This window comes from Marinifilum caeruleilacunae, from assembly GCF_013141825.1.
Lineage (GTDB): Bacteria > Bacteroidota > Bacteroidia > Bacteroidales > Marinifilaceae > Marinifilum > Marinifilum caeruleilacunae.
In genome coordinates this window covers 146,629-159,142 of sequence record NZ_RZNH01000002.1, presented here as the reverse complement: position 1 = coordinate 159,142, position 12,514 = coordinate 146,629, and the positions used below count along the sequence as shown (strand labels likewise).

The window sequence follows — 12,514 nt, the reverse complement described above, 5'->3', positions numbered from 1 at the left end:
TAATAACCACTCAATCAAAATTACTTTAAACAGCTTGCTTTTAAACCTATAAATTACTCTTGATTAGCCAATTCGATGGCGGTTAGTAAAATAAGACTACTCACTTTTTTTATCGCTTCAAAATCCATTTTTTCGGGCGTGTCGCTTGTTTTGTGATAGTCGTTGTGTAGTCCATTAAAATAGAATATTGCCGGGATATTTCTCTTCACGAATGATGCCTGATCGGAAGCCGCATATAAGAAATTATCCTTTGTATCGTAGGAATAATCCAATTCCAGTTTTGGATACAACTGATTTAAACTGTCTGTTATTAACTTAAGTTTTGGATTCAGATCATTGGCTCCAAGAAGGTAAACAAAGTTGGTGGTGTCATGTAATTCATCCATTCTTCCAAGCATGTCAATATTCAAGTTAGCCTTTATTTTCTGATGTGGAAATGTGTTGGATTCAACAAAGTATTTCGAGCCCAGCAAACCTTTTTCTTCCCCGGTAAATGCAACAAAAAGAATGCTTCGCTTCAATTTTAACCCTTGGTTAACTGCATTTTGAATGCTACGTGCAATTTCCATTAAGGCAGCAGTTCCTGAGGCATTATCGTTGGCTCCGTAGAATATTTTATTCCCTCGTTTTCCAATATGATCATAGTGTGCACTAAGCACAATGTATTCATCTTTTAAATCGGTTCCTGGAATACTGGCAATTACATTCTCTGTAGGTTTTGACTTATAAATATTACGAAATTCAAGATCAATTTTAACATCTTGTTTTTCTTGCGATTTAGCCAGTTTTCCATTCAAATGTTTCTTGAGGTCTTTGGGTTTAAGCTCAAGAATTTTCGCTGTCGCTTTTTCACTAATTGGTCCCTGGTAGGTACTGATCATCCTCTCTACATTGTGGTAGAATTTTTTATGCGTAAGGGAGTCGTAAGGGTTTTTAAATGGAAAAAGCTTCGGATCTAATAACTGTCTTCTGTTGTACAATCTCTTCTGGCGATTAACGATGGCTGGCATCTGATGTGGATTTTCCGGATTACAGTAAAACACAATACTGGTTTTTGTCTCCTTCATAATATCCATTGCTTTAGATGGACCAGCAAACAAATTCGATGTTAAAAACAAAACTGCACGATTTGAGAAATCCTGGTTTTGGTATACACTATCAGGAGCTAAACCTAAAAATACCAGCTCAATATTCTCTTTTTTTAAATCTTTAACCCCCAATAGAAAAAAGTCATCGAAAGGCTTTAGCTTGTTTCCATTAACCGACAGACTTACTTGTGGCACTTGCTCTTTAAAAACCGAAAACTCCTGGAAATAACTTAAGCTATCTGTTCTTTTCTGATAGCTTAACAAGCCTGCATTCTTAAACTGCTTGTAAATGTATTCTGCAGCTAGTTTTTGTCCTTTTTCACCTGTTTCCCGGCCTTCCATTTTCTCCGATGCCAACTCATAAACATCTTTTTTAATATTCTCAAGCGATATGTTATGAGACAAATCAATAAGATCGATTTCCTGGGCAAGTAACTTGATGGAAATCAACAGGCAGAAGGATAGAATGGAGAGTTTCTTCATCGCAATGAATTTTTAGTAACAAACATAAGATGTATGGTGAATTTAATAAAATTAATTTCCTTTTTCTTATATCTCTCTTCTAAATATATGCCCGAACTGTTGTCATATGAATTTTCCTGTCATACGATAATGTCGTAACTTTATGGTATACATGTAGTAAGATGAAGCTTGGATTGATATATGGACTAGGTTTTTTAATTACCACTTTGTTGATTCCTCAAAAACAAAATGTTCAGGATATGGATTTTAAGGAGAAAAGATTTAAAATGGTAGCTGAGCAAATTCAATCGAGGGGAGTGAATCATTCAAAGATAATTAAAGCGATGCAAAATGTTGAGAGGCATTTGTTTGTGCCTCGCTATTTGCAAAAGTATGCCTACCAGGACAGGCCATTACCCATTGGGCATGGGCAAACCATTTCGCAGCCCTATATTGTTGGTTTGATGTCGCAATTGCTCGAAGTGGAAGAAGGAGAGAAGCTCCTCGAAATTGGTACTGGCTCTGGTTACCAGGCTGCTGTATTGGGCGAACTGGGAGGGAAGGTATTCAGTATCGAAATTGTGAAACCCTTGCAGAGAAGAGCCGATTTTGTGCTTGACTCGCTGGGATATGAAAATGTTGAAACCCGATATGGAGATGGATATTTGGGTTGGCCCGAACAAGCTCCGTTCGATGGGATCATTGTAACTTGTTCCCCCACAAAAGTGCCACAAGCTTTGGTCGATCAGCTGGCCGAAGGAGGAAAACTTGTGATTCCGGTAGGATTAAAAAATGTGAAAAAACTGGTGCTAATGGAAAAAAAGAAAGGGAAAATCGTACAGAGAAATGTAATTCCCGTTCGATTTGTCCCTATGGTTGATTCTAAAGGAAATGCCTATTAGCTAATTCGCTTTCTTATATATGCCTTCGAATTGTATGTTCCAGCTTTTGCCATCGTCGGTTGTCGATTCCCACACCTGTTTAACATCTCCATTGGCAAGTTGCGACCAGGTGATTTTGTGCTTTGAGTTAGGTTCTCCCATATTGGAATCCATTCCACTTGTGAGCACCATTTTCCCATTTGTAAACTCACCAACTAAAAGTAGGTTACTGCCATTTCTGTCTACCCAAACCTGATGCCATTTTTTTGTTTTCGGATTGTAGAAACTATAACTTGTTCCGGTAAAATTTTCCTTTTCGGACACCCAATTTTCCTGGATTACATGTTTATTCTGAAGCAATACAACTTTATTTTTCCCAACCATATTTTCGCCGGTATAAACATCCCATTCTCCAAGCCAAAAATCGAATTGGCGAAATTGATCAACAGGTTCTGGTTTTTCCTGGGCAATGCAAATGCAAGGCATACAGATTACTGCAAGCCAAATGACAAGTGTTCTCATATTTATATCATATTTAATTTATTCGTCAAGATAGGTTAAGCAACGTTCAAGCTTCATTTTCAATTCAATGGCAAATGGCTGAAGATCTTCGTTTTCAATTACATTAAAAGCTGCGGTTGGGTCCATAATCGAAATGTCAACATGACCGTTATCCTGCTCAATCACTGTAATGTTACATGGCATCATAATGCCGATCTGGTCTTCTACCTGGAAAGCCTCATAAGCAAAAGAAGGATTACAGGCACCTAGTATTCGGTACTTTTTAAAATCAACATTAATTTTCTCTTTTAAGGTTGATTTTACATCAATATCGGTTAGTATTCCAAAACCTTCGGTTTGAACCGCTTTTGTAACTCGTTCGATTGCTTCGTCGAACCCGAAATTTGTAGTACGTTTAATATAGTAGCTCATCGTTTCAATTTTAGAAGTGTAGTTATTTTAGATATCGTGGTTAAATCGTTCGGTTTGTAGGCCTTTTCTTGGTGACATGTCACAGGCTTTAAATAAAATCCATATCAGTAATGGAAATGATAAAATCCTGATATAGCCAAGCACAGGCTCATATTCAGGGCCCAATGGTCCGGGGATGTACTCCATCATCATTAGAATACTCAAGGGAATAAACAGGGCAAGCAAAATCATTAATAAAATTGCCGCTTCTTTATACACCCTCCTGATTAATAATCCAACTCCACAAATTATTTGAATAAATCCTGAAATACTGGTTGCTGTATAGGTCGATTTGAATACTGTTGAGAACAGGTGACTAAAAAAAGATGGATACATGATATGCAGTGCTCCAACGATAATAGCAGCAATTCCAAAAGCGAAACGCAAATGCTGATTTCGTGTATAAGCTTTCAGATAATTGCTAAATATCGAAGCAATTCTAATCAGGACATAAGTCGATAATATCACCAGAATTAAAAGCATAAAAACATATATTAGTATTCCATATATCAAGTTACGAATTTGTTGTTCTGCTTGCAAATCAGACTAAAGGATATAAAAAAAGGACCACATGATTGTGATCCTTCTACAATTGATATGAATGTGATTATTTTTTTAAAGAAATTTCGATGACTCCATTTTTTCCCTTCTTACCATACTTTTCAATGGCTGATTCATCCTTTAAAACTGTGATGTACTCGATGTCATCGGGCGAAATTTTATCCAATGCTTTTGCATTTACTTTTTTACCATCTATAATAATCATGGGAGCATTTTTACCTTTAAAATTATCCAGGTTTAGTTTCACAGCTTTATCACTCTGAACTTCTTTAGTGCTAATGATAATTACGCCGTGTTTGCCTTCTTCACCATAAATGGCCTCGGCCGATTCTCCTTTCAGTACAGATACGCTTTCGATTTCATCTGGATGCATGGCTTTTAAATTCTGCGAATCCAAAGGTTTTCCGTCAAGAATATAAAGTGGTGCTTTTTCTCCTCTTACCCCTTTAATTCTAACTTTCGGAAAGTGAATATCATCTTCTTTATCAAGAACCACAAAGGATTTATCGGATTTAGCGTTCTTTTTTGATTCAATTAGAATCACTCCATTTTTTCCATCCTGCCCATAAATTGCTGTTGCCGAAGCATCTTTTAATACTGAAATGCTATGAATGTCTTCCGGATCAATTGTTTTTAATGTTTTTGATTTCATAGGCTTTCCATCCAGAATATAAAGGGGAGCGTTTTCACCTGCTTCGCCTTTTATTTGTATGGCATCTACCGATTTTCCAATGGTTTGAATCACAATTACTCCATTAGCGGCTTTTTCGCCAAAAAGTTCGGTTGCCTTTTTGCCTTTGTAAACGTTCATGCTTTCGATATGATCAGGATTTAGATCACTGATCTCATCTTTGGTCTTCACCTTTCCATCTACAACAATCAGCATATCGAAATCAACTTTTTCAAAATTTTGTTGAAGTTTATTGTAATGGAATGCCGAAGTTGGATTCATTCTTTGTCCAACCACTGTTCTATATGAACTTTGTTCGTTCAGTTTAGGGAACTTGTAATATCTGTCTTCGAAAACATCGTTTGGCGTCCAATCAGAGTCCTTTTCACCCTCTTTTTTAAGTGTTATGATGATTACTCCATTTTTAGCATCATCACCATATTTTTCCATTGATTCAGCATCTTTTAATACATGCATGCTTTTAATTGTGCTCGGGTCAACTTCATCTAAAGGTGTTTTCTTACCATCAACAAGAACCAATGGTTTTTTAATATGAATTGGAGCACTGGAAGGTAAAAGTCCTTTTACTCTTCTTCCTTCCGATGTTCGTTCTGAACTTCGAATGCTTACCGAATTAGATGTCGGCATAGGTCTTCCGGTAACCAATTTGGTTCCCATGGTTTCGAAAACCGCCTCGTAAGTTTCGTCAGGCGAAGGATTCGAATTTTTTAGCTTCTCTTCAAGTTCTTTTCTGAATTCAGGGGTATTCACTTTCTCCAAATGCTTTTGAATTTGTTCTTTTCCCCTGTTAAAGTTCTCTTCAATGCGCTGTTTGTATTCTGGCGATTGCAGTTTCTCCAACTGTTTTTGAATGGCTTGCCTTTTCAATTCCAATTGAGCTTCAAAATCAGAAGATTCCATTTTTTCGAGCTGCTCTTTTATTCTTTCTTTTGAGCGCTCCAACTGAACTTTCATTTGCTCTTGAAATTCTTCTGAGCTTATTCTCTCAATCGATTCTTTGATCTTCTTTTTGAGATAAGCTTTTTTCTCATCGCTAAATTCATTGTTTTCTTCAATTTTCTGAAGTTGTTCCTTTAACGATTCCGTCTCACTTTCTTGCTCTTCTTGAATTTCTTTCAAATATTTCTCTTCCGAATAATGTTGAAGTTCTTTTTGCAATTCAATTTTACTTTCTTGTAATTCTTTCTTGAATTCTTCGGCGTTTAGCTCTTTTAGCGCGCTTTTCAATTCAAGCTGCATTTCTTCCAGTTTCACCTCCGCTTTGGCTTTTTCCATCTGATCCAAGGCTCTTTTTAGCTCTTGTTTTTGCTCTTCGATCAATTCAGATGCCTTTTTCCTGATCCATTCTTTCGATTTTAATGAATCTTTCGGAAAAGCGAGTTCCATAGCCTCTTGAGCTTCCATTTCAAGCTCAACTTCAACTTCCGGAGCAAGCTCAATTTCAGGTGAAAATTCCATTTCTGGTTCAACTTCTACCTCTGGTGCAATTTCCACCACCTCTTTTTCAACTTCTTCTGCTTTTGTTGCTTTCGATTTCTTTTTTGCTTTTTTCTTGTCTTTGTCCTGCTCAATAAGAATGGCATCCTTTTCACCAGAATGCTTAGGCTCCTGGTCTATCACATTAATTTTTGAGAAGAACTGTTTGCCTGAAAATGCATTTCCAGAAATGGCAAAATTCGATACCAGGATTAATCCTGTAAACAGAAGAACAAACAAACCGCTAAATACCAATTTATTGGTGCTTTTTGCTGTTTCCGATTTCGGTCTTATTATTCGTTGAACACGATCAAAAAGATTGTCCTTTTTACCAGATAATCCCAAAACCAGTTCGAACCTTTTTTTTCTAATTGCTTCCATATTATTCAATGCTTTAATAAGGGTTAAGGATTCACCACAAACCTTTACCGCGATGTCGTCACAAATGTGCTCTCTTTCGGTATTAACCACAGAAGATAGCCACCAAACAACAGGATGATAGAAAAACAACAGTTCAAGTATTCCTTGAATAAACTGAAATAAGTAATCGTGACGCTTAATATGCGCCAGTTCATGTGCTATGATAATTTCCAGTTGATTGTTGGGTATGCCACTAAGCATACTTACAGGCAACAAAACAACAGGTTTAAAATATCCAATTAAAGAGGGAGTCTGTACATAACCAGATTCCTTAAATGTAATTTTTTGTTTCAGATTAAACTTCCGAACAAGTTGAGAAGCTATGTTTTGATTTTGAGCTGATAGTGGATAAGCAAGGTGCTTTCGTAACTTTATGCTTTGTATGTAATTAAATGTCATGTGTAAGGATAAAATACACACACCAATAAGCCATAAATTCACCATTGCAGGCAAGTATTTGGCAATATTCAAATTTTCAAGGCTGAAAGATTTTGCTGTATCCGCAGTATTATTGAGTAAGAACAGGAGCAATTCCGGACTCAAATTGGAATCTGTCAAAACTGGTTTACTGGAATTTGAGTAGTAGTGCAGCAGGGTTGCCACAAAAGTTAAAAAGATAAACAGCAGACTAATGGATGCAATTCCGTAACGGAGTTTGGCATTGTCTTTCGACACAAATCGAAAAACGATCCACACAATAAGACCTAAAGCAACAATTTGCCAAACCGAGTGTAATAGTGCCCAACCTGTAGCATCTATTAGTTTATAAATAGAAAAATTACTCATTGTGATCAGGATTTTGTGAAGATTCAATATTATCGATTAAGCTACGAATTTTATTTAATTCTTCGGCGCTACATTTTTTATTTCCAAGGGCTTGCAGTACCATGCCCGAAGTAGAACCATTAAATAGGGTAGATATAAATTTATCAATCAATAAATTCTTGGTTTCTTTCTCTTCCACAATTGCCTCATAAATATGAGTTCTCGAATTTTTATCACGACTCAGCATATTCTTTTCTGTCATAATTTGCATTACCTTCAGGGTGGTGGTGTATCCAACATCTCTTCCGGATTTTAGTTTTTCATTTACAAATCGAACAGTCGATGGGCCATAGGTCCATAATACTTGCAAAATTTCTAATTCTGCGTCGGTTGGCTTAATCTTCTTTGGCATTTTGTGGTGAATTCCGTTATACGATTAATTTCGTAGATAAAATTATACGAAACATTTCGTATTCCAAAATTTTAGTACGATATTTTTCGTATTTAGGCTTAATTTTTCAATTTTTTAACATTCGTGCCTTAGTCTGGATTGTTTACTGATAGGCATTTACTCTTTACTTCCACCTTTTTTTTTCGTATTTTAATAGTTCCCCCTATAAGGAATTAAAAAGGGGCAGAAGTAGGAAAAGAAGAGGATTAAACTCAATCGGTTTTCCCGGTTAAAGGCAAAACGAGCCTTATGCAGATTGCAAATTTTAAACCATAGAATCAAACGCTATGCCTATCCGTAAATTAAAGCAGTATTTAGATGAGAGACATATAAAATATGTTACGATTCGCCATTCTTCAGCTTATACGGCTCAACAGATTGCGGCAGCGGCCCATGTTCCGGGTAAAATGCTGGCAAAAACTGTGATGATTAAAATAGATGGTAAAATGGCAATGGCTATCTTACCAGCATCTTATTTAATCGATTTTGATTTGTTGAAACAAATGTTAGGCTGTAAAAAAGTTGAATTGGCTCACGAACAGGAATTTAAAGATATATTCCCTCAGTGCGAAGTAGGTGCAATGCCTCCTTTTGGAAATCTATACAATTTAGATGTTTATGTGTCTGAAAGTTTAGTAGAAGACGACGATATCGTATTCAATGCAGGAACGCATACCGAACTAATCATGTTATCGTATGAAGATTTCCACAATTGCGTTGAACCAGTAGTTTTGAAATTTACACATAAGTGTTACACTTAGAAATGATATAAATGATTAAAAAACAAAGTATACTTTTCTTTTCTTACTTTTTCTTCTGCATTCTGTAATCTTCAATAATTCCTTCGCACAACCAATTGGCCAGCGCTTGTCTGTTGTCTGTTTTGGTAAATCGAATCTGATCCCTGTAATTGTTAATGTTTCCCAGTTCTACAAATACTGATGGTGGAGTAGTTGTTTTGAGCATATACAATCTTCGGCTTCCCACTGTTCCGGTGTATTTTCTATTGGGTTGATGCTTGGCATATTTCGCTTTCATTTTCTTCTGTAAGGTCAGTGCCATACTTTTTCCCTTCTTGCTGCCTGCATGGTGGTAGAAGTATACATCGGTACGATTTCTTTTACTTCTCGAATCGAGGTGCAAAACAATAAGTCGTTGGTAGGTTCCTGGTTTTTCCTTCCTTGCCAGGATATTTACGGCAGCTGCGCGTTGTCTTAAACGTGGCGTTTGTTTACGGGGTATAGTTTGCGAAGGATAGCATTTTTCATCCTTGTCTGGTTTTAGAAAGGCAGCATTTCTTATGCCATCATTCATGTCGCGAATAATAAAATGAACTTTGGCTCCATGCGAAATCAATTCTTTTCCCATTCTTAGGACTATATCATAAGCATACTCATCTTCACAAATTGTATTGCCCGAAACTTTCCCTACAGCTCCAGGATCTGGACCACCATGTCCGGCAACCAGGTGTATTACTGCACCTTCCAGTACATTATCTGTTTGCTTCACTTTGGCATGTTCTGTTCCCAGCAATGGGATGTTAAAAGTGCTGTATCTTAAAGGAACTTTGTATTTTTTTCCTGCAATAAGGTGACCACTTTTGGTAAATCTGCCTTGATTCAGATTTTTGAATTTTTCGCTGTGTTCTTTTGGGTTTAACTGATTTCTGTACAGAAAAGCATTAAATCCTTCCCCTTTTTTAACACTTACCCATTTAAAATTTTCCTGGGCAAGCGCGCCAAAGGATAATCCGATTAATAATATAATTGTGTGAATATACTTCAACATGTATTCTCTATTTTTACTGATTAAAAATAATTGAAAAATCAGATTAAGACATTATTATTTAGGAATTTCTCACAAAAAAAGCCGAAGAAACAGATCCCCGGCATTTGCAGCTGTACAGAACATTGCTGATTGCTTTATTTCTTCATGCTCACCAACCATTTTGAAAGTGATGCTGATTTGGAGATCAGTACAAATCCCAATACATATTGTAACAGAGTAGCAATATCGGTGGCAATCATTTGTTGCATGAATGGCGTTTCAACAAATAATTGATTTACCTGTCGATATACGGCGGAGAAGAAGAAGGTAAATTTAAAAATCAGGATAAGTAGTCCAATTATTGTTAATGCAATTTCCAATAATTGAGCCATATCAATTTTCGAGCTAATTTCGATAATAGCATCTTCTTTTGTAATTTTTTTCGCTATTCCATGAGATTTAAATGTCATTATCAATCCAAGAAGCAGGGAAAGCGTAATACCTATAAAGTAGAAAGACATGTTCATTGTCGCCTCTGGCTTACTGGCAAATGAGAGTACCATATAGAGGTCTTTCAGGTAAAAAACACTTGTTACTATTACGTAAATTCCGATCACTTTTACACTTAAATCTACAAGGTCTGATTTTTTCATACTGTTATATTAGAGCTTAGGTTTATATTTTCGATCCAAATATTTTCTTTGCGAATAAGGCAACAATTCCAAGTGTTACAATTAAAATTACCTTCCAGAATTTCTCAATAAGTTCAAAAAATCCGGCTTTAGCTAGGACTTTACCAGAGATTAAACCTCCAATTCCATAGGAGGCTAATTTATCAATATTGGGATTGAACTCGCGGTATTTGTAACCATTGTTAAACTCTATCGAAGCAAGAATTTTTTCAGCATCTTGCTGAAACTGTGGTAAAGTTTCCATATTACCCACAGCATTTAGGTTGATATAACCTTTTCTGCCCAGAATTCTGATGTTATAATTCAAAGTGTTGTTCTCGCTATTGGAAAATTTTAACTCTTTGGCCCAGTGTAGCTTTTTAGATACTTCGTCGTAGAATGGTTCCGAGGCCCACCCAATTAATTCAATTGTAGGATATCCGTTCTCACTTCTTTCGATATTGGCATTTTTGGTATCCTTTTTCATTTCCCTCAAAAGTTCATCATAATCGATTTCTTTTGCATCTTCATCGTTAATGTAACCATCTTTTGAATAAGTAATTCCTACTGCATAACTCGGAATTAAACTTAAAGGGTGATTATCTTCCCGAAAAAGCATTCCTAATACTTCCGAAGGAGGATTTTCCCACAGCTCAGTCAAGAGGTAATTACTCTGTCCAGCATTCAGAAATTTGTATCCTTCAGGAACATGTATACAAGCAATATTATTGCCCAACTGGATCTTGCCATATTGATATTGGAATGTTTTGTTAATGCTATCGATGGTTTGTAAATAATCTTCTGAATTCAGTTGAAGGCTATCGTTTTGACCTAACATGCTGACTGATAATAAACAAAAAAAGATAGAAAGTATTGTGTACTTCATGAATGTGAGAGAATATCGTATTTATAAAATGGTATTACAAACATAAAGTTAATAAAAAAACATAGTAGACAATGCAATATTACTGAATAATAAAAATATTTATATGAAAAGAATATTGAATGGCTAATTACTTGTATGATATAAAACAAGCAGCTTTTTCATGTGTATGATAAAGCTGCTTATTTAGATAAAAATAGATGTAAATATTTTATTTAGGTAAGGTAAATTGCAATGGAAACGCCTATAAATGTTCCAATTACATAACCTAAAATCCCTACTAAAATTCCCGGTGTTACCAGTTTTTTTTGTCCCATTGATGCTGCCATTGGAGCAGCTACAGAAGGCCCCATAATGTTGGCAGCCGAAGAGATAACCACTTCGTAAACATCTAGTTTGAATAACTTGGCCAAAAACATCAGGAACAAGAAATGAAACAGCATAATGCATAAGTAGAATGCTAATACGGCAGGGCCAATGCTAAATATCTGTTGAATGTTGGTTGCAGCACCAATAACAGCAAGGAAAACATACATCATCCATAAACCAATAGAGAATGCTGTATTTTCCAAAGGTTGTAAGAATTTTGGAAACAGGTTGGCTGCAAGAACAGCAAATACTGTAATAATTAAAATGCTGAGGTTGATATCGGTATTCAGTAAGCTTTGAAGGTAAGGCGATACAAAATTTCCAGCTCCTGCAATCAATGCAGCAATAAAAACCGAAACTGCAATTCGTTCTATTGTAATTGGGAACTCTTTTTTTCCACTTCCGGTTTCTTCGATACGGTTCTCGGCTTTAGGTTTTACAAAGAACCTTGAAAGAAACAACAGGGAAGGTGTTAAGAACAAAAATAGGGTATACAGGTTTGAAACAAAATTATCTACAGCGATGGTAGCTGTAAACAATGGATTGGTGCTAAAATTTAGGGCTTCGGCTGCTGCTATAAAATTGACACTACCTCCAATAAGAGTAGCTGCAATTACTCCCGCAGTTTTACCTGAATCGGGCCCCAGGTTAATAAAGCCAAATGCCAGAAAACAACCTAAGACAATTCCAATAGCTCCTAAAATATAGGCAACTAGTAGTTTTCCACTTTCTTTTACAATTTTCACAATATTGGAACTGAATAAAAGCATCGGAATCGAAATTGGGATGAAGTAAGAAAATACCAATTCGTAAACTTCCACCTTTATATTGGGATTTGAAGCTACCGGAACCACTCCAGCCATTGCCAGCAACGACATGGAAATCATGGTGACCAATATACCGGATAGTTTTCCGAACCATTTTTTGTGTTCCGAGTATATTCCAAAAGCTGCGGCACCCGCCACAATAAAAAACAATAGCATATTGCTATCGGGAGAGATGAGTGATTGCATATATTAAATTTTGATATGTGTGCGTAACGAATTTAATAAAAAAC

The 12,514-nt window shown here is 36.1% G+C and carries 12 protein-coding genes; 2 read left to right on the top strand and 10 right to left on the bottom strand.

Going from position 1 to position 12,514, the window contains the following annotated elements; all coding sequences use genetic code 11:
- Window positions 1-53: 53 nt before the first annotated feature.
- Window positions 54-1,571 (bottom strand): M28 family metallopeptidase, encoded by a 1,518-nt coding sequence (locus tag ELS83_RS02170; RefSeq protein ID WP_171593873.1) that lies wholly within the window; start codon window positions 1,569-1,571, stop codon window positions 54-56.
- 161 nt (window positions 1,572-1,732) lie between these two features.
- Here ELS83_RS02170 and ELS83_RS02165 point away from each other — a divergent pair, with 161 nt between their 5' ends.
- Entirely contained in the window at window positions 1,733-2,452 is a 720-nt protein-coding gene (locus ELS83_RS02165; protein WP_171593872.1) for a protein-L-isoaspartate(D-aspartate) O-methyltransferase, read from the top strand.
- Here the strand turns inward: ELS83_RS02165 and ELS83_RS02160 are convergent, their stop codons facing one another.
- From ELS83_RS02160 to ELS83_RS02140, 5 genes are all read right to left on the bottom strand, one after another.
- Window positions 2,453-2,953 (bottom strand): hypothetical protein, encoded by a 501-nt coding sequence (locus ELS83_RS02160; protein ID WP_171593871.1) that lies wholly within the window; start codon window positions 2,951-2,953, stop codon window positions 2,453-2,455.
- Window positions 2,954-2,971: 18 nt separating this feature from the next.
- Window positions 2,972-3,364 (bottom strand): DUF302 domain-containing protein, encoded by a 393-nt coding sequence (locus ELS83_RS02155; protein ID WP_171593870.1) that lies wholly within the window; start codon window positions 3,362-3,364, stop codon window positions 2,972-2,974.
- A gap of 27 nt (window positions 3,365-3,391) precedes the next feature.
- The gene (locus tag ELS83_RS02150) at window positions 3,392-3,886 is read right to left on the bottom strand and encodes a hypothetical protein (RefSeq protein WP_171593869.1); all 495 of its coding nucleotides are present in this window, start codon (window positions 3,884-3,886) and stop codon (window positions 3,392-3,394) included.
- A gap of 124 nt (window positions 3,887-4,010) precedes the next feature.
- Window positions 4,011-7,337, bottom strand: a complete 3,327-nt coding sequence (locus tag ELS83_RS02145) for a M56 family metallopeptidase (RefSeq protein ID WP_171593868.1) — start codon at window positions 7,335-7,337, stop codon at window positions 4,011-4,013.
- Window positions 7,330-7,728 (bottom strand): BlaI/MecI/CopY family transcriptional regulator, encoded by a 399-nt coding sequence (locus ELS83_RS02140; RefSeq protein ID WP_171593867.1) that lies wholly within the window; start codon window positions 7,726-7,728, stop codon window positions 7,330-7,332. The genes ELS83_RS02145 and ELS83_RS02140 overlap by 8 nt, the downstream gene beginning before the upstream one ends.
- A gap of 326 nt (window positions 7,729-8,054) precedes the next feature.
- On the opposite strand from ELS83_RS02140, the gene ELS83_RS02135 reads away from it, so the two are divergent.
- Window positions 8,055-8,528 (top strand): aminoacyl-tRNA deacylase, encoded by a 474-nt coding sequence (locus tag ELS83_RS02135; RefSeq protein ID WP_171593866.1) that lies wholly within the window; start codon window positions 8,055-8,057, stop codon window positions 8,526-8,528.
- 43 nt (window positions 8,529-8,571) lie between these two features.
- Here ELS83_RS02135 and ELS83_RS02130 read toward each other — a convergent pair whose 3' ends face one another.
- From ELS83_RS02130 to ELS83_RS02115, 4 genes are all read right to left on the bottom strand, one after another.
- Window positions 8,572-9,555: an N-acetylmuramoyl-L-alanine amidase family protein gene (locus ELS83_RS02130; protein WP_171593865.1), complete on the bottom strand. Its 984-nt coding sequence runs from the start codon at window positions 9,553-9,555 to the stop codon at window positions 8,572-8,574.
- A 134-nt stretch (window positions 9,556-9,689) separates the two neighbouring features.
- Window positions 9,690-10,187, bottom strand: a complete 498-nt coding sequence (locus tag ELS83_RS02125; RefSeq protein ID WP_171593864.1) for a hypothetical protein — start codon at window positions 10,185-10,187, stop codon at window positions 9,690-9,692.
- 22 nt (window positions 10,188-10,209) lie between these two features.
- Entirely contained in the window at window positions 10,210-11,043 is an 834-nt protein-coding gene (locus ELS83_RS02120; protein ID WP_171593863.1) for a DUF2167 domain-containing protein, read from the bottom strand.
- A gap of 260 nt (window positions 11,044-11,303) precedes the next feature.
- The gene (locus ELS83_RS02115; RefSeq protein WP_171593862.1) at window positions 11,304-12,470 is read right to left on the bottom strand and encodes a DUF819 family protein; all 1,167 of its coding nucleotides are present in this window, start codon (window positions 12,468-12,470) and stop codon (window positions 11,304-11,306) included.
- Window positions 12,471-12,514 lie beyond the last annotated feature (44 nt).